This is a genomic window from Comamonas odontotermitis, from assembly GCF_040396735.1.
Taxonomy (GTDB): domain Bacteria; phylum Pseudomonadota; class Gammaproteobacteria; order Burkholderiales; family Burkholderiaceae_C; genus Comamonas; species Comamonas odontotermitis_C.
On sequence record NZ_JBEBNZ010000019.1, the window covers coordinates 1 to 26,045 of the forward strand.

Below are 26,045 nucleotides of genomic sequence, written 5' to 3' on the forward strand. Positions count from 1 at the left end.
CTTGCTCATTCACGGAAATATTGCCGCCAGCCGTCCCATTCACACCACCACCTGCAGTGATCGTGTTATTGACCTGCAAATTGCTGCCAGCGTTCAAGTTGACGCTGCCGCCGCTATTGACCGTATTGCCCAGCGTAATATTGCCGCCGGCATTGACCCCGAAGTTGGAGCCAGTGGTCACGGTGCCGCCAAACTGGGCGTCGCCGCCAGTGGTGAGGTCAAAACTGCCCGTGACATTGACGTTGCCGGTGTTGTTGAAGGACTGGCTGGCATTGAGGTTGATGCTACCGTTCACGTTCAGATTGCCATCGGTGCCGCCCAGGTTCAACTGTTGGGCTGATACCGTGGTCTGGCCGGCATCTAGATTGCCAGCCAGCGTGACCTGGCCACCACTCACGCCAAGCTGGTTACCGACCGTGGTGCTGCCCATCAAATCGACAGTTTCGACCCCCAGGATGTCCATACTCTGGCCGACGGTGAGCGCGCCGGACGTACTGACATTGCGGCCGCTTACGCTTGCGTTCTGGTTGACCTGGATATTGCCGAACAGCGCGGCGTCGCCGCCGCTTTGCATGGACAGATTGCCGGCGATGGTGGCGTCCCCCACGATCCCTGCGCCGCTGGCTGCATTGATATTGACATCTTTGCCGCCCACGAATTTTCCCGAGATGGAGACTGTGTCGCCTCTGAGGGTGGTGGTGCCCGCCACCTGCGTGCCTCCGCCCTCCGCGCTCTGGGGCGAACCGATGCGCACGGCCTGCGCGGCCTGCACATCCAAGTTGCCTGCAGTGGCGAGGGGCCCTTGGGCCGTTACGCTGCCTTGGGTACTGCCCAAGGTGATGCCCTTTTGCGCACTGGTGGTGCCAGCCAGATAGACGCCATCCTTGCCGTTGATCTTCAGATTGTCATTGGCCGCTACAGTGCCGCCGGTAATAACCAAGCCATCGGCGTTGATGCGGATGTCGCGCGAAGCTGCCACATCGCCCGTGGTCACACGGCCGGCGCTCTGAATATCCACATCTTGCTGGTAAGCCAGCAAGGGCCCGCGAAGATTGACGCCCATCCCGGCATCGGTGGACACCACAGTGATGCGGCCTGCGGTCATGGCGCCCAGTGCCGATGCATCAATCGCGACCGATGAGCCGGAAGTGCTGCCAGCGGCGGAGTTGGTGGCGCCAGCGCCCATTGATGGAGCACCTGCGCCAGGGGTCTTGCCCGCCATCAGGTTGATGCTTGAGACGCCTTGGTTCAGGTAATGGGCTCTGAGCGGCCCATCGATACGAAGCAGATCGCCCACGAGGTCGATTTGACCGACCGTCCCTTCAACGCCCGTGCCCTGGATGGCGATCTGTCCACCTTGTACGTTGTAGCCGATACCCGATGCCAGACCAAAGCTGCTGGCTGCGCCATTGACATCTCGCAAGGTGATGCTGCCTGTGCTAAACGACAAGCGCGGAGTATTGACCACACCGCAGCCATTGCAGGTAATGCCGCTGGGGTTGGCCACAATCACCGCAGCAGGGTTGCCGAACACTTCAATCGTGCCATTGATTTGGCTCGGCGGTCCTTGCGTCGTGACCTCGTTGACGATGGTATTGGCCGTCCCTCCTGCCAGGTTGGGATTGGCTGGTACCTTGCCACCCAGCAAGGGGGTTCCCCCAATTTGGCTGTTGTTCAGAACCACCCCAGAGGTTGGCACGTCAAAACTCTGGTACTGGTTGAGCGACAGGCCTGCTGCGTTGGGTGCCGTGATATTGACCACGGAAGCCGCGCCAGGCACGTTTTGGATGCTCGGCTGAAAAGCCAGTGGCGCACGCGGGTCTGCTATCGGAACCCCTTGTGGGATCCCTTGTGGAGCCCCTTGGGCAAAAGCTGGAGAAAATACGCCAATGCCCGCTTGCCCACAGAAATAGACTGTAAGGATGGACTTGGTAATGCGGCGCTTGGCCTTGTGGGTAAACAGCATGAATGACACGCCTTAAAATTGGTACGTCAAGTTGGCATTCACACGCCAGCCCTGCTTTTGATATCCAGTGGGAGACTTCATGGCCCGGCCGACTTGAATATCGGCAAAAGCGTTTTGTAGAACCAGCCGGGCGCCGGCCCCCGCGCCAAAAATGCTGCGCGAGTGACCGTCCGATACGGTCTTGAGAACTGCGGCATCTGCAAACAGATAAGGCTCGTAGCGTATGCCGCCCTTCCACCCTTCCCACAGGGGTTGTGTTTTGGCCAAGGCAAATTCATTGCGCCACACCAGCCCTTGGTCGCCCCCTAAATAGGACTCCGGATAGGCTCGCACACTGGAGACACCACCAGCAAATAGTTGCTCGGATGAATAGAGGGGCCGACTGCTCCAGATGGCGCTGAGCTTGCCTCGATAGATGATGCGCTCGCCGACAGGACGATCCAATGAGGCTGAAGCGTCCAGCTTGGTGAATTGGTAACGCGCTGCCTCCTTGGGCAGGTCATCCGGGTCTCTGTCAGCGCCCAGTGCAGGGATGCCACGCGAGAGCCCAACATCCACACTCCACTGCCCTGTCCCCAACTTCGTGTCAAACCGCGTCAACCGGTTGACTCCTACCCGCAAGCTAGTTTGGCTTTGTGGGGAAAGAGGATAGTTGTTGACTTCGCGTGTGGAGTTACGCTTTGCCAGCGAGATGTCCAGTGCGGTCTTGCTGTTTTGATCGCGCGCGAGCAGCCGGTTCAGGGACAAAGAGAAATTCTTGGAGCGCCCATACACCAGCGCCGTATCTGCAATGAGGTTCTGATACTCAGAGATCGACGCCATGGCCGAGATGGTGTTGTAGCCCCAGGGGACAGAGACTAGGCCATAGATGGCATTGGTCTCTTGGCTGGAGGTCAAGCCAAATGTCATGGACTCCATCAAACCGAGAATGTTGCCTACGTCCACTCCCGCTTGGACGCGTGCGCGCCCCGTACTGGAACTTCCCTGGTTGTCCAACCCCATGTTGTATCTGGCCGCTTTCCCTTCCTTGTTGACAAATTCAACGACGGAGCCGCCAGAGGTCTCGCCTGGCTTAATGAGGACCTGGACATTGTTGCGGCGCAGGCGGTTGAATTGATCCACCGCTTGCTCGATATCGCGCAGACGGAAAATATCTCCCTCCCTCATGGGCATGACCAGCCACGCGCCCACGTCAGTAGCGGGCGCTCCATTGAAGAGCAGTTTTTCTATTCGACCCGCAACGATGGTGATCGCAAGGGTTCCTTCTTTGAGGTTTTGGCCGCCCACATAGGCGCGCGACGTGGTGTAGCCCTCTTGGATCAACGCCTTGTTGATACGGTCAAGCAGCACGTTGATGTGCTCGACCGCCAGCGTTTGCCCCAGAAAAGGCCTGGTGATTTTGGCAAACCGGCTGCTACTGAGCAGTTCGCTATCGCCCGTGGCATGGATCTCGTGAATCTCAAAGCTCGGCCCTGTGGTTTGAAGCCCGGCAGGGAAGCTGCTGTCATCCGCCGCCCCGCCCGCAGGCCCTGCATCGAGCTGGATTTTTCCTGCAGCGTTCTGCTCCACCAACTCCTTGCGCAGCTTTTCTTGCTGCTCGCGCATGAGTTGATCGTTAGGGTCGCGAATGGGGTTGTTTTGTGCCAATGCGGGTAAGCTCACCAAACTGACCAGTGAGCCCATCCACAGAAGGAGGGCGTGTCTTCGATACTGCATTGCTTACCACCAAAATATGCCCAGATGGTCTTCAATGCGCACCGGGTCGCGCTGGGGCTTGCGGATGACCGCAATCTCTCCATCAATGCCCTCAGCCGCCACATAGCTGCCGCCCTCTTGCTGGGCTGCGCCTTGCAGCATCAAGCGGCCCTTTTGCGCAGTGAAGCTTCCGCCCTGGTCAGTGGCATACACCTGCGCCCAGGTGTCACCAAACAAGGCCTTGAGGCCCCTGTCACGCAAGATGACAGTGTGCACCGGCTTGGCACGCGCGATGATGGAAGGTGCCTTGATATCCATGTTCTGGCCAGCAAAGATGAGCCCACCGTTGTTGAGCACCGCGCCTGCCGCATCGATTTGGATGTCTGTTGCCGCCATGATCTGGCCGCCAACCAGCTTTTCTGTGCTGTTCGCGGTGGTCTTGCAGATGAAGAGGACGCAACGTTTGCTGTACTCATACACCCCGACGCTATGGGCCTCGTTGGTCACGGTGCCTTGTGTCTTGATGGTCACACTGCCCGCATTCGAGAAGATGAACCCTCCGGTATTGGAGACAGAGGCTGCATTGACATTGACACTCCCTTGTGCCACCCAGTAGCCCAGGTTGTTTTCATCTGCCAGGCTTCCCATGTCGACGCGGTAGCCGCTTTTGCGCGATAGCACGCCTGAAGATTTCCAATCGACCAAACCATCTGCGCCCACATGGGTGCTTTCATTGGAGATGGCACCCTCGCTGAGCAGATCCAGGTTCAGGTTGGTCACCACACGCGCATTGGTGGAATGGATGCCACCGGCCCCGGACTCCAGCCTCACCGAGTCGCCTTTGCCAAAGATGACGGCAGTTTTCTCGGCACCGACGGGTGTCCGGTTTTCTATCGCGTCTCCGGCCTTAAGGTAGACCGCATAGGGGTTGTCGTCAGATATGCGCTGATTGCCCGTGATCTCACCGCCGATGTTACGAATGGATTTTTCTGCCTGCAGGTTTGTCTGCAGGCCCGCCGCAACGATGCTCTCGCGACCAGGCACTCCCTCCAACTGGATATCAGCGGCCTTGGCATTGACTGAGCCCTGCGCCCGTATCTGCCCGCCCCGTTGCACCAGATCGCCAGTTGTCGTGAGGGTGAAATCGCCTGCCGAGGCCACCAGCTCACCTTCGTTGCGAACGCCAGCTCCTTTGTCCGTCACCAGGATTTCGATCCTGCCAGCAGTGATCTTGGAGCCCGCACCCACTTTGATGGCGACATCATTGCGAGCTGCAGCTCCAGCTTCGTAGTACACCCATGGCGTCAGGTTATCGACGGGTGATGCCGCAGTATCAAAACTGGCCTTGGAGTCACCAGCGACCATGCGCACATGTGCAGTGGCCGACGTGTAGGCATTGGTGATGGGGCCATTGATGTCGATATTCTTGGCAATCATCTCAAGGCGAATGAGATTGCCTGCCATGCCCTGGTCGCCGATTTGGATTGTGCCTGCGCTGGTGCCCACATCCACATAGCGCTGTACCTGGCCTGCGCTTTGCTGCTGGTCGCGCAAGCTGACAGCACCAGTGGTCAGCGCTACGCTGCCGAAGTTGACGAAATTGGCGCCGTTGATAGTGAGGCCGTTTTGGTTGGCAAGGATCAGGTTGGCCCGAGACCCCACCACTTCCAAGTCGCCTTGTATGCGAGAAGGCGCGGCTGAAAATACTTCGGCAACGATGGTGCGAGCGTTGGTGGCCTGGTTTTCGAAAGACAAGCCAGGCCTGCCGACGTCAAATTGATTAAATCCGTTGTAGGAGACACCGTTTTGCACTGCGGTGGGTGTGACATGTGCACGGCCAGCAGCATCTATAGTCACTTGTGGCCCATTCGGGCCTTTGGGCACCACTGCAGTATTGACGGCCTGCGCAAATACGCTGCTGGCCGAAAAAAGCAGTCCCTGCGTCAATAGCGCATAAGTGACGCTCCGAGACCGGATGAGCACTCTTGCAAGCTTTCTCTCATTCATATATCGCTTTGGCTGTATTTAATTGCTTGGGCGCCTGAACTAAACAGCTAGCGCTCACGGCCACTATGCAAATGGCAATAGAAGACACCGCATCGGTAGATGCAGACAATTGAGTATTGCAAGTCTGATTTCTTACAAGAAACTGACAACAAAAAATCTATCAGACATGCCGTCCTATGCCTGGCTTGCAAGTGTGCCCCCAAGAATTGAGACTTCGCCAGACCCGTCCTCTCAAAGCTGCCACCCACGCTATACCCGCTAAAAACAGAGCGGCACGGCCCTGCTGCCCCATTGCTACCGATGATCTGCATTGGACATACGCTCCAAATCAGCGCTTTGGCGATGCATCAGATTGCAAGTTTTGTTTGCAATTCGTGGAGAATTCGCCACTTGCACCCTTGGTTTACAGGGCAGAAAAACAAAGGGCGAGCAACACACCAGCCAAGTTAGGGAACGTTGTTGCACTACGGTATGCTCCGCACATGACAACAGTTCGAACCCAACGGCAGATTTGCGCCTTCATTGACGTGCTGGGAGGAGCCATGCTCTTCAAAAACAAAAACCGCTCTCGAGCCAGCGCGTTCTTTGCCTGCTTGGAAGAGTTTGAACGTCGCTTAAATGGATGGTCTCATCATTTCCCAAAGGGAAGGCAAAGTACCGCGCTGGTTAAGACCTTTAGCGACAATATCTTCGTTGCATTTCCATTCGGATCTAGTCCGAAGATGAGTGATAGTGATGTTGTGCACACGTTCTTACATGAACTCAAACACCAAATTCATGAGCTTACGTTGTATGCAGGATTCCCGATGCGAGGGGCTGTATCAGTTGGCAACTTGATGTTCACGGACAAGTTCCTATATGGTCCGGCTTTGGTAGATGCTGTTCAACTCGAGAAATCTGCTATTTTCCCCCGAATTTTACTCGCTCCATCTGTCTTGAAATACATTGAGCTAGACAGCGTAGCCGCTGGCCTTGCCATTCAAGATGCTGATGGTAAGACATTCCTTCACTACCTGGGAGGGTTGGATGGAATTCATGCCCTGCTCAAGCTGCACCATGACTATGTATGCCAAGGATTGGCCCACAACGCCAGCAAGATCCATGAACGTCAGAAATATGAATGGCTTGCTCAATACCATAACTATTCTGCAAGACTTGCGAGGCGATTCGATCTTGAGATTAATGTTGAAAGAGAAAATGCATTCAGCACTCGTGATATGCCCTTAGTCTTGTAAATCCAGCATAAATAATCACCGAAATGAATCGCTGACAGCGACTGCCCGAATCATTATTGAGAAACTACAGTCACTGTCGCCCCCTGATCTGTAGTCGCATATTATCCATTCCCAACGAGTTAGTCCCAGTCCGAAGATCAGGAGCATTGGTTGCGGTCAGGTTTGCGTGGAAATCAACATTGAGGGGCAGTTCTAGCGCCACCCTTGCTGCTGAATTGGTCGAAAGAGGAATCGCCCCAGTGGCAAGTCGTGCCATTGGAAATGGCAGACAGATTGTGTACCGTCGAGCCGCCCTTCTTTCTGTTGACTGGGTTCAGAAATTGATGACGATCAGACTGGTACAGACAGCCTCAAACTTGAGGTATCCTGGAAGGCTAGACTCAGCGGTACAGCTTCCTTATATCTACGCTGTTGAAAAAAGATTTCTCTCTTTTGGAGAACATATTGATGGCTCCGCCAACGCTTGAAAGTAGCTGTTGTAGGAAATTTGCAGAATCAGAAGAATGAGCCATCGACTTGTTCTCAATGAATTTGCAAAGTCTATAGTGCATGGTGTATGCAAATTCGCAGAATCAGTGAGAACCTACAGATTTTGTAGGCGCTCGTTGATCCTGCAGATATTCTCAGGCCCTGCAAGGTACTGACCCCAAAACGCCCGGCATTGCCGGGCGTTTTCCATTGCATGGATGTACCGGTACATAGATGATCAATTTAATTGATCATCATTCATTTTTCATGAGCAAATAGTATTCAATCCTTTCCATCGTGCATACTGGGAACGTATGCTTCGCCACTGCTCACCCTGAGTCACGCGATACGGTGCTCTGGCGGCCTGCATTTTTCTGCCCTCAGCCTTTGCCATGAACACATTGCAGCTTTTCGAGCTCATGATCGCCATCCTGCCGGTGATCATCGGTTTGCACTACCTTGCCAACCGCTTGGGCCTTCCTCCTGCTGTCCCGCTGCTGGCCGGGGGATGCTTGATGGCCTTCCTGCCCGGGCTTCCCGCGTTTTCCCCCGACCCCGAACTCATCCTCGTCATTTTTTTACCCCCCCTGCTGATCGACGGAGCCTGGGGAATTTCGGTGCGCTACCTGCGCAAACACATCATCGGCATTACCTCATTGGCCGTGGGTGCGGTGCTCTTTACCACCTTGGTGGTTGCTGTCGTCACGCACTGGCTGTTTCCTTCGTTACCGTGGGCGGCATGCGCTGCATTGGGCGCGATTGTTTCGCCACCCGATGCGGTCTCCGCCCGTGCGGTGCTGCAGCAGGTCAAGCTGCCACGCCGGGTACTAATGCTGCTGGAAGGTGAGAGCCTGCTCAACGATGCCACGGGGCTCGTCCTCTTTCGTTTTGCGGTTGCGGCTGCCATTACTGGCGCATTCAGTACCACGCAAGCCCTGGGAAGTTTTGCAGTACTTGCCTTGGGCGGGGCGGCGATAGGCGCTGCCGTGGGGGTTGCCTGGGTATTGATCGGACGCCGTCTTCAGGACGAGTACCTCGTCATCACATCCGCACTGTTGGTTTCCTGGGCAGCGTACATTTTGGCCGAGCGGCTCCATGTCTCCGGTGTCATCGCTACCGTCATCGCGGGCATGATTTGCGGCACCAACCAGTACAAGGTGTTCACTGCCGCAGGACGCGTGCGCGGCATCGCCTTCTGGACAGTCACTGTCTTCCTGATGGAAACAGCGGTATTCATGCTGATTGGCCTCTCGCTGCGTGGTGTAGTGGAGCGCATTGGCGGTTTTGGAATGGCCCTGGAACAAATGGCAGTACCGGTTCTGTCGATTCTGCTGGCCTTGCTGGTTGCGCGATTTGCCTGGATTTTTCTATCCGATGGCGCCATCTCGCTTTGCCGGCTGCTGGGCATGAGGCGCTATACCCCTTTGGGCGCGCGTGGCGCACTGGTTCTGGGCTGGGCAGGCGTGCGCGGCGTCGTTACCTTGGCACTGGCGCTCAGCCTGCCTGAGGACTTTCCTGGTCGTGACTTCATCCTGGTAAGCGCATTCGCGGTGATCCTGTGCACCGTCCTGGTTCAGGGAACCACTCTCGGTTTGCTGATCCGCTGGACGGGGTTGGTGCCCCCCGAATCCGACAAGCCACGCCTGTCCATGAGCGAAGCGGAGGCGGCGCTGATGCAGGTTCAACTGCAAGTCGTACAAAGCAGGGCCTACGATGGGGAAGGCAAGTTGATCCATCCTCAGATGCTGGAGCAGTACAAAAAGAAGGCGTCCGTGTATACCAATTACGCAGGGAAGGAATCCGTGTTGATGCCCACGGTCCACGCCCATTTCGACGTGGTGCTGGAAGCAATCGCCGCCGCCCATGCGGAGCTGATCCGCCTGCATAAAGTGGGAGACATTGACGAGCATACGCTGGTCGAGCTCCAGAAAAACCTCGACCTGGAAGAGCTGACTGCCCTCGCCATTCGAGCATAAGGCCGCTTCGCCTTCGATTTCTGGACGCATTCCATGGTCTGTATGCGTATGGGAGATATCAGCGACGGCCACAAGAAGCGTTACGGATGATCTCTAACGCAAAGCGGTAGCGCGGGCCGAGTACAGGCCTATGGGTTATCACCCCGGAAGCCTCTTTCAGCGCCAATAGGTATGCACCATTTTCTGCACCCCTGCCAGTTGCGGCTGGGTAGCGGTCCAGGTTCGCACAGCCTGGGTCAATGGCATACCGCCTGCTACCCACAAGGCCGTGTCAGCGCCATGCCATGACTGGCTGTCAAGCCATTGCAGCACCTGCGCGATTTCGGGGGCGGACGCGCCGGGCTCACCGCCGCAGATCCACTGCGCCTGCACGCGCGAGGGCAGTACATCAAAAGTGACGCGCTCCTGCGCATGGGCCACCCACAGCAGCAGGGCAACGGTTTGGTCTGGCGGCAGCATTTCCACCATGCGTGCGGCAGCAGGCAAGGCGCATGCGTCAGCCACAAGCACATGGTGGCCCGCACGCGCGGGCAGGCCACGGGCCGGGCTGAGGGCACCCACCGTACTGCCGGGCACGGCGTGCTCGGCCCATACGGAGCCCGGCGACGGGCCATCGGCATCCGTGTGCAGCAGCACGTCGACATCGATCCACGAGCCCGGAACATCGACCGCCCGAATGGTGTAGGTACGGCGCGCCATGCGCGGTTTTCCAGGTGGCCAGAGCAGGCGCCCATCCTCCTGCAAAGCAGGCCAGGCCGGCTCCGCGCCAGCGGTCGGCAGCAGCATGCGGATATGGATGCCCGCTTCCGCAAAAGGCTGGATATCGGTACACTGCAGACGCAGGCGGCGCATCTGCGGGCTCAGTGCCCGGTTGCTGACCAAGCGCAGAATATGCAACTGCGTCGGGCTGCGCGGTGCCTGTCCTTCCCAGGCGATGTCCCAGCTGCCATCGGGCAGGCCAATCTCGTCGGCATACTCACCCAGGTATTCCGTCAGTGACAGCTGCAGCAATCCGCCCATGGGGGCTGTCGTGGGGTATATCCGGCATTCCAGTTTGCGGCTGGCGAGCACCCGCAATTGCAGCGCACCCACCTCTTCCAGCGTCAGAAGAACCACATCAGGCTCGGGCTCGCTGATTCCGACGCCCTTGTCGCGCCACAGGCTGGTAAGCCATTGAACGAAGGCCGCCGCGCGCGGCAAGGTGACATTGCCTCTCAGCGAGGCCGTGGTAGATGTTGTCGTATCCATGGAGAAAACAGGTGCTTGCTGGCGGTGCCAGCCGATCAGCATCAGGCATGCACCACTCACCACCAATCAAGTGCGCCCAAAAGCCATGCATGCAACAGCTAGGTTGCTCATCTGCCGCAGCTGCAGGCATCCGCACCGGTCCATGGTGAATGCTACATATTTACCACAAATGATAATGCACTTGAGAATAATTATCGTTTAAATCGTAGAATCCGCACCAGAACAGCGGCGTGAGTGCCCGCTTCTCTCCCTAACTTTTTGAATTCTATGTTCTACGCCCAATACACCCCTGTTGTACGAGCCGCATTGATCGCCATGGGTGCTGCAGGCCTGGCCATGCCGCTGATGGCCCAAACCGCCCCCTCCACCGACGACACCACCGCCGCTGACAAGACGCTCTCGACCGTTACCGTTGTAGGTACTGTCGACGAACTGCAAAGCCTCGATTTCTATGCGCCCAATTCCAGCGCTGTGATCCGCAAGGACGAGATCGACGCCCTGGGTGCACGCAAGCTCGACCAGGCTCTGCAATACCAGGCTGGTGTGCTGAGCGAACCCTTTGGCGCAGACAACAAGGTGGAGTGGTTCAAGATCCGCGGGTTTGATGCTTCGGTTTCGCTCGATGGAACTCCTACCTCGCCCAATGGCTATTTTGTCTGGAAGCCCGAGGTATTCGGGGTCGAGTCGGTCGAAGTGCTCAAGGGCCCCAGCGCTCTGGTATTTGGTGCCTCCGAGACTGGGGGCGTGGTCAACCTGGTGACCAAACGCCCCCAAAAGCAACGCGCACTTGAACTCAACACCGAGGTAGGCAACAACAACCGCCTGGGCTTGAGCGTTGACTACAACAACATCGCCAACAGCGATGGCTCGGTGTACTACCGCCTTGTAGCGCAAGCCCGCAAGGAAGACGGCATGCAGCGCGAGACCAACATGAAGAGCTACTACCTGGCGCCCAGCGTCACAATGGGGTTCAGCCCGCGCACTTCTCTGACGCTTCTGGGCAGCATCCAGCGCGAAGACGGGCGCCCGACCAACGGCTTCCTGCCTGCATACGGCACCATCATCGACACGCCCTATGGACGCATCGACCGCCGCTTCAATGCCGGCGAGCCCGGTGTGGATCAGCTCAAACGCACCCAGTCGAGCCTGGGCTGGATGCTGAGCCACAAGTTCAACCAGGATTGGAAGTTCACGCAAAACTACAAGTACACCAACCTCGATCTCGACCAGACCAATACTTTCGCCTATGGCTCCGATGGCGACCGCGAGCTTCGGCGCGGCTATACCTATACCGATGGCAAATCCAAATCCCATTATCTGGACAACCGCATCAGCGGCCGCCTGCGCCTGGGTGACGGCGTGCAGTTGCTGCCGTCTTTTGGTATCGATTACCTCAAATCCGACACCGATGGCGTGAACAATGGCTTTGGCGCGGCGCCCAATCTCGACATGTTCAACCCTGTCTATGGTGCGCCCTTCGATGTGACGGGCACGCCCTACGGCCTGCATTCCAAGCAATGGGGCGCGTATGCATCCACCCAGATGCGCGTGGGCAGCCACTGGAACTTCAACGCAGGCATTCGCCATGACAAGGCCAAGAACAACGGCCGGACCAATGGTGCCGATTCCGATTACAACGTCAGCAAGAACTCTCTCAATGCCGGCGCGATGTACATCACCGATTTCGGTGTGTCGCCCTACATCAGCTACTCCGAGTCCTTCAAGCCCATCGCCGGCGTGGATGGCTATGGCACCGCCTACCGCCCCTATGAGGGCAAGCAAAGCGAAGTGGGCGTGAAGCTCGAACCCACCTGGCTGAACGGCGGCAACATCACACTGGCCTACTTTGACGTCAAGGAAAAGAACGCACTGGTCTCGGACGCCTCCAACATCCAGTCGCAGACTGGCATGCGCACCAACAAGGGCATTGAATTGCAGGGCGACTTCAAACTCGGCACCGCCACACGCATCAAAGCCGCCTATACGCACAATAACTCTCGCCAGGATGTGACTGCCTCGCAGACGGTGCGCACGCCGCTGATTCCCGACAACCAGGCCAGCCTGTGGGTGAGCCATGCCTTCGCCCTGGCCAACAGCCAGAAACTGACCGTGGCTGCCGGCGCGCGCTACAACGGCTCCACCGAAGACCAACGCTACACCCCTGGCACACGCATCTCTGGCTATACGCTGCTGGATCTGATGGTGCGATACGACATCAGCCGCGAATGGGCGCTGCAATTCAATGCACGCAACCTCACCGACAAGACCTATGTCAGCGGCTGTGACTTCTACTGCTACTACGGCGGCGCACGCACGGTCGATCTTCAGTTGCAGTACAAGTGGAGGTAAGCATCGCTACCTTGAAGGCTGCACCCAACGCCTGGCGAGCGCGGCCTGCGGCCAGCTAGCCATGCATCTTCCTGCATCCGTGCCCGCGCGGCTGCGCCACATGCACGCCGGGCGCGATGCATTCTTGCGCCAGCCGGAAAAAACGGTATCTATATGAAAACCTCTTCCATTGCCGAACAGGCCCAAGGCCCTGCGCAGTGGTCGCTACAGAGCTTGCTGACCGTGGTCTTTCTGGGCCTCGCTGCCGGCGTGCAGATGAGCGACTACGGTCTTCAGGCCATCTCGCTGTCGGCCATCCAGAAGACATTTGCCATCAGCGATGCCGCAGTCGGCGCGCTTCAAGGTCTGGCGGGTGTGTTGGTAGGCAGCGCGCTGGCAATACCGCTGGCTCGCTTTGCCGACCGCTTCTCGCGCAAACGGGTGCTGCTGTGCCTGGTTTTCGCCTCGACAGCCATGATGGTGCTCAGCGCGCTGACACCCAGTTTTCCGCTGTTTTTCCTGGGCCGCTCGGCGGCAGGGATCACCGAATTTGCAATGGTGCCGCTGGTGTACTCGATGATTCCCGATCTGGCGCCCGAGCGCCACCGCGTGTTCGCCAATCTTGGTTTTGCTGCCCTGGTATCGACCGGCGCGAGCGCGGGCTTCTACTACGCTGGCGATATCCAGACTGCTGCCGTGGCATGGATTCCCGGCTCGCTCGACCCCTGGCGCAAAGCCTTCTTGCTGCTGTCAGCAGCCGGCCTGCCTCTGCTGGTGGCGGGCCTGTTCACTGTCAATCCGCCTCGCCACGCGATGCAGGGAGAGGCCACCGGGGCGGGCTCGCTACAAGGCTATCTTCGCCAGCACTGGCGGCCCATCGCGCTGTTCGTGGGTGTGGCTGGCTGCCTGATGATTGCCGTACAGGGCCTGAACCAGTTGATGGCCTTGGCACTGGAGCGCCGCTTCGACGCCACGCCAGCACATATCGGCAAGGTGCTGGGAGGACTGGTGCTGGTCGCCACGCTTGGCTGCCTGCCGGTGGTGGGCTGGCTTGACCGGTGGCTTGCCAAGCGCCTGGGCGCCGCAGTGCGCCCCATGCTGATGGGCATCTGTGCACTGCTGGCTGTACCGGCAATTCTGATGCTCTATTCCACCGCTTCACTCCAGCAGGCATTTGTGGTGGTGGGCCTGTTCCTGTTCGTCACCTGCACCGCCAATGCATTGGTGCCCACCATGCTGCAGGATCTGGCCCCGCCACCGCTGCGCGCGCGCTGTTTTGCGCTGTGGAGCTTTGTGGTGTCGGTCTTCAGTGCCTTGGGGCCTCTGCTGGCGGGCTTTGTCTCCACTTGGTTGGTGCAGGGCCGCATGCTCAGCGCCATCGCCATCACTGCAGTGCCCACCTTGCTGATTTCAGCCTATTGCGCATGGCGGCTATTCCTGTATACACGCAACGCGACGCAAAGCGCAGCCCTGGTAGCTGCCGCGCCCGCTACGTAATGTCGGTCGCGCAGCCGGTCGTACAGCCGGATGCGCAGAACGGGCATGCGGCGGCAGCGCTCAACGGCTGGTGTGTTTTTCTACAGCTGCCGCTGTGTGGATGCAATGCGCGGCAAACGCCCATAGTTGCGCAGCCTGCTGCAGCACGTTTTGCGGCTGATCGCTCTCCTGGTGGCCGCTGTCCGGGTTGAGCAGCAGCAGTGCAGGCGCGCTGCTGGTGGAATAGCGACGGATATTGGCCAGCAGCTTGGCGGGTTCCCAGTAAGGCACCCGGTCGTCCTTGAGGCCCGCCGTGCATAGCATCGGCGGATACGCGGCATCGCGCACATTCTCGTAGGGCGAAATAGCTGCCATCGCATCGTAGGCGTCCGGGTCTGCAAGCGGGTCGCCCCAATCGGGACGCAACAGCGGCACCAACGGGTGGCCCGCATCGCTCATGGTGTTGAGCATGTCGACAAATGGCACCTGCGCGATGACACCTGCCCACAGGTCAGGCCGCATATTCGCCGCGCCGCATACCAGCAAGCCGCCTGCCGACACGCCATGGCTCACCGTCTGCGCCGGCGTGCTGTAACCCATGCCCTGCAGGTGCTGTGCGCAGGCCAGAAAATCGCCCATCGAGTTGCGCTTGTGCTCGCGGCAACCGCCCTGGTACCAGTCATAGCCCTTTTCCGAGCCGCCACGCACATGGGCAATCGCATAGCGGTAACCAGCATCCACCCAAGCCAGCGCCGGCAGTGAAAACGCAGGCTCGTAGGCAATGCCATATGCGCCATAGCCGGTGAGCAGCAAAGGCAATGGCTGTAGCTGGCTTCCTGCCAGATCCTTGCGGGAAAGCACGGTGATGGGCACCCGCTCACCATCATCAGCAATCGCGTGCATACGCTCGATCAGGTAGCGGTCCGCATCCAGCCCGCTATAGCTCTCGCGCTCCACCTCGGTGATCTGTCCGTCGCTCAGACGCACATTCAGCCAGCGCGGCGGCTGGGCCAGGGTCTGGTGGGAAATGCGCACATGCGTGGCATCCCAAGGCTGCGCCAGCGGCATCTCCAGCACGTACGAAGGCTCGCTGAATGCGATCACCGTTTCATGGCCGTCGGGCCGCAGCAGCACGAGGCGATGGAGGCCATCCACGCGCTCCAGCCGCGCCAAAACAGACGCAAAAGGCTGCATGGCAATGATGGGAACACCAAGGCGGTGTGGCACCAGTGGCTCAGCTGCCGCCTGGGCGTGCATGCCATCGCCCGGCTTGTCTGCAAGCTCCATGCGCAGGATCTGCCGGTCGACTGCTCCATCCACATTGGTCAGCGCAATCAGACCACCATCCCACTCGTTGATTTCGTAGCGAATGCCGCGTTCACGCTCACGCAGCGTGCGTGGCCAATCGCACTCGGCTTCCGCTGCGATCAGGCGCACCTCACCCGTGTCGGGCCCGAACAGCGTCACCGCCACATAGCCATTGGCCGCTGTGCGCGCCACCTTCATGAACAAGGCTGGGTCGCGCTCTTCGTGCACCAACTCGGCCACGCCGCCAGTCACGGGCGTGCGATAGAGGCGCGAGGGGCGGCTATGGGCGTCACGCCAGATCCAGAAAACGTTTTGCGACGACGGTGAAAACACCAGGCCGCCATATCCAAATGCATCCTCCGGTACCAGCACCTGGGTTGCACCCGTCTGCGTATCGAGCACGCAGATGCGATGGCGATCATTGCCGATCACGTCCTCGGCCCAGATGAAATAGCGCTCATCCGGGCTGGCCTGGTGCTCGGCAGCCCGGTAATAGGCGTGGCCTGCGGCACGTTCGGCCTCGTCCACCAGCGCCTCAACCCGTCCATCCGCATGCCGGCGTACAAACCGTTTGTGGCCCGGGGTCGTACTGGGCTCCATGCCATAGGTCCAGCCCGTAGAGGGCGATGCGGACAACGCTGCAGGCGCATGCACGACACTGTGCGCATAAGCCGTCATTGCCTTGTAGAAGTCCTGTGCAGGTTCTGCCAGTGGCCGCAATAGCTGCTGCGCATAGTCGCGTTCGGCCTGCAAGTGCTGGCGCAAGCGCGGCGGCAGGCTCTCCATGGTGCGCGTACCCACGGCAGGCACAAACTTCATCCAGGCAAACGCGTCGTTGCGGGTACGCCCCAGTTGCTCGATCACATGGTCCTCACGCGGAGCCTGGGGCGCTGCCAGAGCGGGCCAGCCTGGAGCGAGCCGGCTTGCCTCGGCGCAGTTGGCGGTCAAAGAAGATTTCTCGGCGGGTAGAGGTGTGGAAGGGGACACGGGCACGGCGGTCTCGGCAATAAGTTGGAAGCTCCGCAAAGCGCTGCCGTTGGAAATCACAGCGCGATCTGACGAAACAGGGCTGTCTATTGTTGTAATGGCCGGTATTTCCAGCTTCATATGGGGCCAATTGCGTGAGATGCGCCGCACCCATGGCTCCGCAACCAATGCAGGAACACAGCGTCTTAGAATGAACAGATGCCAAGCGCACTGCCACCCGTCGTTCTCCACCAGCTCTCACTGGCGAGTACCGTGCTGGACGCGGAGCTGGGAAGCGCCATCGTCAGCATGCATGTTTTTGGATCGGCTGTGGATACAGGTCTGCAGCCTTCCAGCGATCTGGACTTGCTGGTGACCGTGGATGAGGCACCGAGCGAAAGCCAGCGCAGCGCTGTTCTGACGCAGCTCCTCACGGTTTCTGCGCCGCCTGGGGCGTCGGCCATGCTTCGCCCTCTGGAAGTCACCGTACTGAGTCTCGCCCATTTGAAGCCCTGGCGCTATCCTGCTCGCCGCGAATTGCAATTCGGCGAATGGCTCCGCCATGACCTGCTGGCCGGTGTGTTCGAAGCGCCGATGCGAGACCCGGATCTGGCGATCCTGATCACCAAGGTTCGAGACAGCAGCATTGCACTGCGTGGGCCTGAAGCCTCCGCGCTCCTTCCGCATGTTCCACAGGCCGACCTTGAGCGAGCCCTTCTGGACACTGTCGGGCAGTGGAACCAGCCCGAGGACTGGGCAGGGGACGAGCGGAACATCGTTCTCGCACTCGCTCGGTGCTGGTACACGGCGTGGACGGGCCGGATCTGCTCGAAGCAGGAAGCGGCCGCCTGGGTACTTGAACGCGTGGACGACCGCCACAAAGCGGTCGTCGCAAATGCCCGTGCCGCCTACTTGGGATTGGAGCAGGACACTTTACCCATCCAGCCCGACGCCGTGCAGGCGTTCGTGCGTGATGCTCGCACAGAAGTGGAGCAAAAGCTGGCTGGCTGAACGGCGAATCACCTTGCAGCTCCACCTGCCGGCGATACTGGCCGCTTTGGCCTCTTGCAAAGCACAACGACGAAGGAGTGACACGCCTTGGAGAGCGACGATGACCTGCTGCACCTTGCGGAGCGCCTCCCGGCACTCCCTGATCCCAGGCGCCACGGGTATGTCGATGCCCAGGGAGCGCGCATCTGGTTCGCCGTCTTTGGCGCGGGCCCGCCTGTTGTCCTGCTGCATGGCGGCATGGGCAACAGCACCAACTGGGCGTGTCTGATCCCCGCGCTGGTCGACCATGGATACAGCGCCATCACCATTGACAGCCGCGCCCAGGGCCGCAGCTTCTGGGATGGCAGGCCATTGCATTACACGGACATGGCGGCAGACGCTCGGCAAGTACTCGACCATCTCCACATATCCAAAGCCGCCATCGTTGGCTGGAGCGATGGCGCGGACACCGGATTGGTGTTGGCGGAAACGTCCCCCGAAAGGGTGCATGGCCTCTTCTTCTTTGCATGCAATGTGGACGCGTCCGGAACCAAGCCGTTCGAGATGACGCCGCACATCGAACGTGTATTGCAACACCACCGCAAGCAATATGCCGCGTTGTCGCCGGCACCCGGCAACTTCGACGAGGTCTTTGAGGCAGTTCAACGCATGCAGTCGAGCGAGCCGAACTACCAGGCGGCTCAGCTTGCGCGGATGGATGTACCGACCACGGTATGCCACGCAGAGAATGATGAATTCATCTTTCGTGAGCACCTGATGTATCTGGCAGACACCTTGGGCAATGCCAGGTTCGCCCCCTTGCCTGGTGTCGGGCACTTTGCTCCCTGGCAACGGCCAGCCCTGTTCAACGCCGCCGTCATCGCATTTCTGAAGCACCTGCACACGCCCACCGAATGAACGGCACCATGAGCCGATTCATGCAGCCCTGCCGGCAGCGCACTAGCCACCGGCCAGTCGCTGTCAACTCCGCATCACCCGTACGAAGGGTGCGTGCGCTACGCTTCATACCTCCTCTTGATTCCTCTTCCTTGTATGCCTTACATCATCGAAACCTTTGACAAGCCCAACAGCCTTTCCCTGCGAAAAGAGAATCGGGATGCGCACCTCAGATTTCTCGATGAACACAAGGCAGCGCTGATCGCATGCGGCGCCAAGCTGAATGACGATGGCACCGACCAAGGCGGCGGCCTGTACATCGTCGCCGTGGAAAGCGCCGAAGAGGCGCGCGCCTTCATTGAACAGGACCCTTTTTTCAAGATCGGGCTTTTTGGAGACATCAGGATCACCCGCTGGCGAAAGGCCTATGTCGACGGCGTGTGCAAACTCTGAAATGGGTCTGCCAGCTTCATTGCACGGAGCGTCGCCCGCCCAAGCTTTCGCTTATGCGACAGCCTGGGGAGGCGATAGTGGTTTGTCCTGAGTTGTGTGCGGAACATGCGTTCTACAATGGGCGCATACAGGTTCAGATTTGAAGACCATCTGTAAGATGGCTTCGTCGCGCCTTATGGGTTTGTATCGGCCTCTTGCAGCACATCAAGGAGGCAATGATGCAAACCAGCGCTATAAAAATTCGTGGTGTCCAGGATGTCATATCCTTTATCGACGGACGCCAGGGAATCAAAGGTCGGGCGGGCGTTATCTGGTGGCTCGCGCTTGGCGGCCTGTTTCTCGATGCATTTTCCAATTCTGCACTCAGCGTAGGCCTCGGGCCCATGACGCGCGACCAGCAGCTGACCCCTGCTGAAGTTGCATGGATGACATCGCTTGCCTCATGGGTGTCGATCGCTTTCAATCCCATTGGCGGCTGGATGGCCGACCGCTGGGGCCGCATGCGCCCCCTCATCATCGCAAAGGTGCTCGCCGTCATCGGCGCGCTGCTGGTCACGTTTGCGCCCGACTATTCCACCATTCTGTTCGGCCGCTTCTTTGTGGGTGCAGCCTATGGCATTGATTTCGCCATTGCCATGGCCGTGCTGGCAGAGTTCACTCCGGCACGGTTCAAGAGCCGCCTGAACGTATGGCAAGGCATGTGGTACATGGCCGTCTGTACCAACCTGGTGCTTGCGCTGTGGTTCAACTCCTGGGGCGTGGGCGATTCGCTGTGGCGCTATTCGGTCGCAGCCACCGCTGTATTCGGCTGCTTCATTCTGGTATTGCAGCTTTGCCTGCTGATTGAAAGCCCGACCTGGCTGGCGCGCAAGGAGCGCCTTGAAGATGCTGCCCGCTCGATGACTCGCATCTACGCCCAATCATTTGTCGCAGCGCCGGTTTCCGAACGCTTGCCAGTCATCAACCAGGCCAAGCGGGGGCTTGCAAATGTGTTGCTGATTTTCCGCGGCGTCTATCTGCCACGCACCATACTGGCGGCCACTGTGCAGATTGGTCAGTCGATCCAGTACTTTGCAGTGGGCTGGTATCTCCCGCTGATCAGCGCGTCGCTGTTTGGCAAGGATTTTCAGCAGGCCACGCTGGGTGCGCTGGTATTCAACGTCTTCGGCATCGTTGGCGGCTTTCTCTCACCCACGATCGGCCGCATTCTGGGATTGCGGCGCGCCTCTGCCATCGGGTTTGCATTGGTCTTTCTGATGCTGCTGGTGCTGGGCCTTTTCAATGGAAAGATGCCTGTCTGGGCAGCTGTTGCAGCACCGTCACTGTTCATTCTGTTCCATTCTGGCGGTCCGGGCGCCAACGGGAAAAGCCTCTCGACGCTGTCCTTCCGCAGTGAATTGCGTGCCGGGGCAAACGGTGTCATTGGTGCGCTGGGCGCAATGGGCGCAGCCCTGGGTCTGCTGGTGTTTCCGCTGTTCCGCCAGCAATACGGCCTGGAGACCACCTTCCTGATCCTGTCGGTGGTGCCGCTGGTGGCCAGCCTCATCTGCTTCACCATCAAATGGGATCCGACGCGCGCCTCCGTCAACCCGGACAACGAGCCCGACGCTCCCCAGTTTGAAGCCGATGCCGTCAAAGTGGTAGCTGCGCGATAGCCGAAAGGAAGAGGAGACAGGCAATGGCCGACAACGACGTTATTTTGTCCATCGACGAGGGGACTTCGGGCACACGCGCAGCTTTGGTGGGAAGAGATGGCCTTGTCTTCGGCCAGGACTACATTCCGCTGGATGTGTCGTGTCCGCGCCCTGGAACCGTTGAGCAAGACGCAGATGTTCTGCTGGAGAAAACGCTGCTGGTGTGCCGGCGGGTGATTGCGCAAGCGCAGGCCAGCGGAAAGCACATCGTGGCCATGGCCATTGCCAACCAGCGCTGCTCCGCAGTGCTGTGGGATACGTCGACCGGCAGGTCTCTTGCTCCCGTCATGGTCTGGCAGGATTCGAGGCACCGGGAAGAGCTGGCAGCATTGTCCGCGCGCTGGGATTCCACCCTGGTGCAGTATGCGGGGCGACCTGCCGGTGTCCGCTCGCCCTATCTGTGGGCCCGGCACAAGCTGCGAGAGGTACCGGAGGTTGCCCAGGCCTACCGGGAAAAGCGCTTGGCATTCGGAACCATTGATACCTGGCTGCTGTGGCACCTTTCGAAGTCACGCGAACTGGTCACGACGCCGACGAACGTGACTTCGGGAAACGCATACGTCCTCCGGGAACACCGGTATCTGGATTCCTGGCTGGAGGCGTTGGAGTTTCCGCAAGAGCTACTGCCCAGGCTCCGGGAAGACGCCGACGATTTTGGCATCACCCGGCACGAGCTCTTGGGTATCGAAGTGCCCATTCTTGCCTGTGCAGGCGACCAGCATGCTGCAGCCATCGGTCTGGGCTGTCTGGAGCGCGGACAGGCCATGTGCGTGCATGGCACAGGCAGTTTCGTGGACGTTCTGACGGGTGGTGATCTGGCGCCGCACGATGGCGGCCATGAGAGCTCCCTGACGATGACCGCCCGAAGAACGCATGGATTGTCTCGCTTTGCCATCGAAACCTATGTGCCCACCACGGGCTCGGCCCTGAACTGGATATGCGAGAAGCTGGAGTGGTTCAGCGACCCCAAGCAGATCAGTGACCTCGCCAGCAGCGCAACCACCTCTCCAGACCTGCTCTTCGTGCCAGCACTGACGGGGCTGCGCATTCCGTCGATGGAGCCTGCAGCGCGGGCATCGGTGCTCGGAATATCGATGGCGACCTCCAAGGCGGAGCTGGCAAAGGCCATTCTGGAGGGCATCGCGCATTCGGTGACCTCGTGCATGGACGCGAACCAGCAAGCGTCTGGCACCCGCGTATCAGAGCTGCTGGTCGGAGGCGGTCTGGCTGGCAGCTCCACTTTGTTGCAGATACAGGCCGACCTGATGGGCATGCCTGTGCGCCGTCTGGCCGAAACCGATAAGGCAAGCCTCAGAGGAATTGCCTTCCTGGCAGGAGGCTCCGGCCTGCTGTGGGATTCGCTGGAAGAAGCCTGCGCCACCTTGAAGACAGATGCTGTCTTCGAGCCGCAGATGGGCGAGGACGAGCGCACACACCGGCGGGCGATCTGGCACGCACGCGTGGCCGACGAGCTGGCCCACGCAAGAAAGTACACACGTCTTGAATCAACGGAGAAAGCAGCATGATAGGTTGGCCAACAAACCTATATGGCAAGGACAGCGCCGAATTGACATTGACCGCCCCGCTGCGGTTGGAGCGTGCCGAGCAGCTGACACAACTGGGCGACGAGAAATTCGACCTGCTCGTGATAGGCGGTGGTGTCACCGGCTCCTATGTCGCACTGGACGCCAGCCTTCGCGGCTACCGGGTCGCCCTCATCGAGAAAGATGACTTTGCGTCCGGCACATCGTCCAAATCGTCCAAGATGGTTCACGGTGGGCTGCGCTATATCGAGCAGGGAAACCTGGGCCTGGTTCGCCATTCGCTTCTGGAAAGACAACGCCTGCGCCGCAACGCCCGCCATTTGGTGCATCGGCTGCCGTTCCTGTTTCCCGTGATGGAACGCGAGGGCGTGTTTGACAAAAAACTGGCCAAGGCCTTCAACAGCCTGCTGTGGACCTACGATTTCGCCGGTGGCTGGCGTGAGGGAATCCTGCACCAGAAGCTGTCCAAGGCCGAAGTACTCTCGCACTGCCCGACTTTCCGCGAAGACCACCTGATGGGCGGATTCATGTACTTTGATGCGCGGGTGGATGATGCGCGCCTGACCTTGACGATTGCCCGAACAGCCGCATTCCATGGCGCAACCGTCGTGAACCATTGCAAGGCGGTCTCGCTGACGCGCAATGAACATGGCAAGGTTGACGGCGCCATCACCCAGGTTGATGGCAAGGAGATCCGCGTGCAAGCCCGGTCGGTGGTGATGGCAACCGGTGTCTGGCTGCGCGATTGGGATGGTCGAAAGAATGGGCAGGAAGCCACACTGCATGTTCGCCCCGCCAAGGGCGTGCACGTGGCCATTCCGTGGCTCAAGATCCGCAACGACTGCACAGTCACCATTCCGGTGCCCGGACGCAGCAGGCGCGCCACGATCACAAGGTGGGGCAACGTCTCCTACCTCGGCACGACGGATGAAGACTACGAAGGCAGCCTGGACGATGTGCACTGCACACGCAAGGAACTCGATTTTCTGCTGGAAGGCGCTCGCTCGGCCCTCAAGACCGACCTGCAGCCAGAGGATGTGGTCGGCAGCATCGCAGGATGCCGCCCGCTGGTCGGGCCGGCTGGCGGAAAGACCGTCGAGATGAAGCGCAACCACGAGATTCATGTCGCCGAAGACGGACTCGTCACCATTGTGGGCGGCAAGCTGACCACCTCTCGCCACATGGCAGAGCAAACAGTGGACACCGTGGAAAAACAGCTGGGACGGCGCAAGCGATGCACCACAAAGTCTGCCTTCCTGCTGGGCGCTGCGGGTTACGACGCACAGGCCATCACGGCCACAGGCGGCCTCTCGGCGCATCTGGGTGAGCGCTATGGAACAGAGGCACGGTTTGTCAGCGACATCATGCAGCCCGACCCCGCCCTCCTCAAGCCCATCGTGGAAGGGCTTGCGTACACCGAAGCGGAGGTCGTCTATGCGGTGCGTCACGAGATGGCAAGAACGGTGGAAGACGTGCTGTCCCGGCGCATGCGAGCGCGGCTCATGGCGCGCGACGCATCCGCCTTGGCCGCAACGCGCGTGGGCGAAATCCTGCAGGCCGAGCTCCGTCTGAACGCAAACGACATTTCGGAACAGGTGGCCGCATACCGCCAATCTGTTGAACGTGAAAAATCCATTCTTATGGGAGATATCCAATGCTGAGCAAAGATGCAATCAAACGTGGCTACAACCGTCGCAACTACGTGGTGGGCGCCCATACCCCGCCCGCCTATGCGGCAGGCATCACCGAGTTCGGCGGTCCGGCAGGCCTTCAGCGCGATCCGGTGCTGGTAACCCAGGCGCAGGTAGAAGCGCTGCAGAAGGTCGCGGACAAGGTGGAGACTGCCCGCGAAGCCGTCATTGCTGGAACACGCGACTGGTGGGCCCGCACCATGGTCGCAGAGACTTCGGGGCAGCCCGCCACACCGGATGCAGTCATCGTTCACGCCTCGCAGGTTGCGCAGATCCAGGCCGTGATGCGCATCGCCAACGCGCATTCCATTCCGGTGACCGTGGCAGGCGGTCGCAGCAACGTCACCGGCGCGGCGCTTCCCGTGCGGGGAGGCATCGTCCTGGATATCTGCCAGCTCAACAAGCTGGTCGATTTTGATGAAGTCAGCCAGGTGGTCAATGTGGAAGCCGGCATGTTCGGAGACGTCTTCGAAGAGACCATCCAGGGCCAGTTCAAGATGACCATGGGCCACTGGCCTTCGTCCTTCGGCATCAGCACCGTGGGAGGCTGGGTTGCCTGCCGGGGCGCGGGCCAGCTGTCAACCCGGTACGGCAAGATCGAAGACATGGTGTATGGCATGGATGTGGTGCTGGCCGATGGCAGCCTCATCACCGTGGGCGGATACCCGCGCGCAGCCATCGGCACGGACCTGCAGCAGTTGTTCATCGGCTCGGAGGGCACGCTGGGCATCATTGTTCGCATCCGCTTCAAGCTGCACCGCCTGCCTGACTATGGCAAGGCCATTGCCTACGAATTCGGCACCTTCGCGCAAGGCCTGGAAGCCTGTCGCCAGATCATGCAGCAAGGGGCCAACCCCGCCGCCTTGCGCCTGTATGACGCGCTGGAGAGCGGGGTACAGTTCAATCGTCCCACGACCCATGTGCTGATGATTGCCGACGAAGGCGCACCGGAAATGGTCGACGCCGTCATGCAAATCTGTGAGCGCGTGTGCAAGGCCACCGGCACCGAACTGGACGGCGCAGCCATTTTGGAGCGCTGGCTGGATACGCGTTACCTCACCGGCAAAAGCGCGGAAGGCTTCAAGAAGAGCCCCGGTTTTGTCGCCGATACGCTGGAGATGTCTGGCTGCTGGCGTGATCTCCCCGCCATCTATGACGAGGTGGTCAAGGCCATCGCATCGGTGCCTGGCACGCTGGCCGGCTCCGCCCACCAATCCCATGCATATGTCGATGGCGCGTGCCTCTACTTCTCGCTGCGCGGCGAGGTCGACGTGGACAAGCGGGCCGACTGGTACCGCGCCGCCTGGGATGCGGCCAATGCAGTCATACTTCGTTACAATGCCACATTGAGCCACCACCACGGCGTGGGACTGCTGCGCGCGCCGTACATGGCCGAGTCGCTGGGCACGGCATTTTCATTGCTGCAGCTGACCAAGAAAATGCTGGACCCCAAGAATCTGCTCAATCCGGGCAAACTTGGCCTGTCCGACGAAGTAACGCCTTAACCGAAACGATTGCCAGCATGGACCGCTCCCTGGGCGCAAGGCTCGCCAGATACCCCGTCATGGCAACCCTCTACGGTGCCGAGCAGATGGGCGCGTTCCTGGCCAGCGATGCCGAAGTCGCCATCGTTGCCAATATCGAGCTGCGAAAACTCCGCCTGGTGGTCTCCACGATCACCAAGGCAGACAAGCTCGCCATCGTGAACATCGACAGCTGCGACGGCATATCGCAGGACAAGGGGGCGGTGGACTACCTGGTCGATATTGGTGCCAGCAGCCTGCTGTCCACCAGAATGGCAACCATCCAGCGGGCCAACAAGGCAGGCCTGCTCACCATGCTCAAGGTGTTCGTGACCGACAGGTCCACCTGGCCGCGCAGCGTCAAGGCCATCGAGCAAAGTGATCCCAACCTTGTGCAGATCATGCCGGCGCCGATGCTGGCGCACATTTCCGAGGCCGAGAAGCAATCCATGCCGCCCATTGTGGCGTCCGGCTTCATCTGCAACCAGGAGCACGTGGCGCTGGCGCTGCGCTCAGGCGCGTGTGCGGTATCCAGCAGCGATGCGGAACTGTGGAGCCGGGCTTCTTGATATCACGCAGC

The 26,045-nt window shown here is 59.6% G+C and carries 17 protein-coding genes; 12 read left to right on the forward strand and 5 right to left on the reverse strand.

Going from position 1 to position 26,045, the window contains the following annotated elements; genetic code table 11:
• From ACH2DG_RS15530 to ACH2DG_RS15540, 3 genes are all read right to left on the reverse strand, one after another.
• Positions 1 to 1,966 (reverse strand): filamentous hemagglutinin N-terminal domain-containing protein (locus ACH2DG_RS15530; RefSeq protein ID WP_395027260.1); only part of this gene is annotated, 1,966 nt, incomplete at its 3' end.
• 12 nt (positions 1,967 to 1,978) lie between these two features.
• Positions 1,979 to 3,571 (reverse strand): ShlB/FhaC/HecB family hemolysin secretion/activation protein, encoded by a 1,593-nt coding sequence (locus ACH2DG_RS15535; protein WP_395027261.1) that lies wholly within the window; start codon positions 3,569 to 3,571, stop codon positions 1,979 to 1,981.
• 114 nt (positions 3,572 to 3,685) lie between these two features.
• Positions 3,686 to 5,548: a filamentous hemagglutinin N-terminal domain-containing protein gene (locus ACH2DG_RS15540; protein ID WP_395027338.1), complete on the reverse strand. Its 1,863-nt coding sequence runs from the start codon at positions 5,546 to 5,548 to the stop codon at positions 3,686 to 3,688.
• A gap of 602 nt (positions 5,549 to 6,150) precedes the next feature.
• Between ACH2DG_RS15540 and ACH2DG_RS15545 the strand changes: the two genes are divergently transcribed.
• A complete protein-coding gene (locus ACH2DG_RS15545) occupies positions 6,151 to 6,903 on the forward strand; it encodes a hypothetical protein (protein ID WP_395027263.1) in 753 nt (250 codons plus the stop codon).
• A gap of 860 nt (positions 6,904 to 7,763) precedes the next feature.
• The gene (locus tag ACH2DG_RS15550) at positions 7,764 to 9,347 is read left to right on the forward strand and encodes a Na+/H+ antiporter (RefSeq protein ID WP_395027264.1); all 1,584 of its coding nucleotides are present in this window, start codon (positions 7,764 to 7,766) and stop codon (positions 9,345 to 9,347) included.
• A 156-nt stretch (positions 9,348 to 9,503) separates the two neighbouring features.
• On the opposite strand, the gene ACH2DG_RS15555 is transcribed toward ACH2DG_RS15550, so the two are convergent.
• Positions 9,504 to 10,595, reverse strand: coding sequence for a siderophore-interacting protein (locus ACH2DG_RS15555; RefSeq protein ID WP_395027265.1), 1,092 nt, complete (start codon positions 10,593 to 10,595; stop codon positions 9,504 to 9,506).
• A 267-nt stretch (positions 10,596 to 10,862) separates the two neighbouring features.
• Between ACH2DG_RS15555 and ACH2DG_RS15560 the strand changes: the two genes are divergently transcribed.
• Complete coding sequence (locus ACH2DG_RS15560) at positions 10,863 to 12,944, forward strand: TonB-dependent siderophore receptor (protein ID WP_395027266.1); 2,082 nt, start codon at positions 10,863 to 10,865, stop codon at positions 12,942 to 12,944.
• Between the two features lie 153 nt (positions 12,945 to 13,097).
• Positions 13,098 to 14,420 carry an MFS transporter gene (locus ACH2DG_RS15565; RefSeq protein ID WP_395027267.1) on the forward strand — a complete coding sequence of 441 codons (1,323 nt, stop codon included), beginning with the start codon at positions 13,098 to 13,100 and terminating at the stop codon, positions 14,418 to 14,420.
• 60 nt (positions 14,421 to 14,480) lie between these two features.
• Here ACH2DG_RS15565 and ACH2DG_RS15570 read toward each other — a convergent pair whose 3' ends face one another.
• Positions 14,481 to 16,700, reverse strand: a complete 2,220-nt coding sequence (locus ACH2DG_RS15570; RefSeq protein WP_395027268.1) for a prolyl oligopeptidase family serine peptidase — start codon at positions 16,698 to 16,700, stop codon at positions 14,481 to 14,483.
• Between the two features lie 192 nt (positions 16,701 to 16,892).
• On the opposite strand from ACH2DG_RS15570, the gene ACH2DG_RS15575 reads away from it, so the two are divergent.
• From ACH2DG_RS15575 to ACH2DG_RS15610, 8 genes are all read left to right on the forward strand, one after another.
• Positions 16,893 to 17,684 carry an aminoglycoside adenylyltransferase family protein gene (locus ACH2DG_RS15575; RefSeq protein ID WP_395027269.1) on the forward strand — a complete coding sequence of 264 codons (792 nt, stop codon included), beginning with the start codon at positions 16,893 to 16,895 and terminating at the stop codon, positions 17,682 to 17,684.
• An 87-nt stretch (positions 17,685 to 17,771) separates the two neighbouring features.
• Complete coding sequence (locus tag ACH2DG_RS15580) at positions 17,772 to 18,581, forward strand: alpha/beta fold hydrolase (RefSeq protein WP_395027270.1); 810 nt, start codon at positions 17,772 to 17,774, stop codon at positions 18,579 to 18,581.
• Positions 18,582 to 18,716: 135 nt separating this feature from the next.
• The gene (locus ACH2DG_RS15585) at positions 18,717 to 19,013 is read left to right on the forward strand and encodes a YciI family protein (RefSeq protein ID WP_395027271.1); all 297 of its coding nucleotides are present in this window, start codon (positions 18,717 to 18,719) and stop codon (positions 19,011 to 19,013) included.
• 218 nt (positions 19,014 to 19,231) lie between these two features.
• Positions 19,232 to 20,668: a nitrate/nitrite transporter gene (locus tag ACH2DG_RS15590; RefSeq protein WP_395027272.1), complete on the forward strand. Its 1,437-nt coding sequence runs from the start codon at positions 19,232 to 19,234 to the stop codon at positions 20,666 to 20,668.
• Positions 20,669 to 20,691: 23 nt separating this feature from the next.
• Positions 20,692 to 22,233, forward strand: a complete 1,542-nt coding sequence (locus ACH2DG_RS15595; RefSeq protein WP_395027273.1) for an FGGY family carbohydrate kinase — start codon at positions 20,692 to 20,694, stop codon at positions 22,231 to 22,233.
• Positions 22,230 to 23,912, forward strand: coding sequence for an FAD-dependent oxidoreductase (locus tag ACH2DG_RS15600; RefSeq protein WP_395027274.1), 1,683 nt, complete (start codon positions 22,230 to 22,232; stop codon positions 23,910 to 23,912). The genes ACH2DG_RS15595 and ACH2DG_RS15600 overlap by 4 nt, the downstream gene beginning before the upstream one ends.
• Positions 23,906 to 25,447, forward strand: a complete 1,542-nt coding sequence (locus ACH2DG_RS15605) for an FAD-binding oxidoreductase (RefSeq protein WP_395027275.1) — start codon at positions 23,906 to 23,908, stop codon at positions 25,445 to 25,447. Before ACH2DG_RS15600 ends, ACH2DG_RS15605 begins: the two co-directional genes overlap by 7 nt.
• A gap of 17 nt (positions 25,448 to 25,464) precedes the next feature.
• Positions 25,465 to 26,034 (forward strand): glycerol-3-phosphate responsive antiterminator, encoded by a 570-nt coding sequence (locus ACH2DG_RS15610; protein WP_224150743.1) that lies wholly within the window; start codon positions 25,465 to 25,467, stop codon positions 26,032 to 26,034.
• Positions 26,035 to 26,045: the final 11 nt, after the last annotated feature.

Bases quoted from the DNA above. Each gene is read 5' to 3' on its own strand.
- ACH2DG_RS15535 (WP_395027261.1), bottom strand. From the start codon at position 3,571: ATGCGCGAGCAGCAAGAAAAGCTGCGCAAGGAGTTGGTGGAGCAGAAC.
- ACH2DG_RS15545 (WP_395027263.1), top strand. From the start codon at position 6,151: ATGACAACAGTTCGAACCCAACGGCAGATTTGCGCCTTCATTGACGTG.
- ACH2DG_RS15550 (WP_395027264.1), top strand. From the start codon at position 7,764: ATGAACACATTGCAGCTTTTCGAGCTCATGATCGCCATCCTGCCGGTG.
- ACH2DG_RS15555 (WP_395027265.1), bottom strand. From the start codon at position 10,595: ATGGATACGACAACATCTACCACGGCCTCGCTGAGAGGCAATGTCACC.
- ACH2DG_RS15560 (WP_395027266.1), top strand. From the start codon at position 10,863: ATGTTCTACGCCCAATACACCCCTGTTGTACGAGCCGCATTGATCGCC.
- ACH2DG_RS15565 (WP_395027267.1), top strand. From the start codon at position 13,098: ATGAAAACCTCTTCCATTGCCGAACAGGCCCAAGGCCCTGCGCAGTGG.
- ACH2DG_RS15575 (WP_395027269.1), top strand. From the start codon at position 16,893: ATGCCAAGCGCACTGCCACCCGTCGTTCTCCACCAGCTCTCACTGGCG.
- ACH2DG_RS15585 (WP_395027271.1), top strand. From the start codon at position 18,717: ATGCCTTACATCATCGAAACCTTTGACAAGCCCAACAGCCTTTCCCTG.
- ACH2DG_RS15590 (WP_395027272.1), top strand. From the start codon at position 19,232: ATGCAAACCAGCGCTATAAAAATTCGTGGTGTCCAGGATGTCATATCC.
- ACH2DG_RS15595 (WP_395027273.1), top strand. From the start codon at position 20,692: ATGGCCGACAACGACGTTATTTTGTCCATCGACGAGGGGACTTCGGGC.
- ACH2DG_RS15600 (WP_395027274.1), top strand. From the start codon at position 22,230: ATGATAGGTTGGCCAACAAACCTATATGGCAAGGACAGCGCCGAATTG.
- ACH2DG_RS15605 (WP_395027275.1), top strand. From the start codon at position 23,906: ATGCTGAGCAAAGATGCAATCAAACGTGGCTACAACCGTCGCAACTAC.
- ACH2DG_RS15610 (WP_224150743.1), top strand. From the start codon at position 25,465: ATGGACCGCTCCCTGGGCGCAAGGCTCGCCAGATACCCCGTCATGGCA.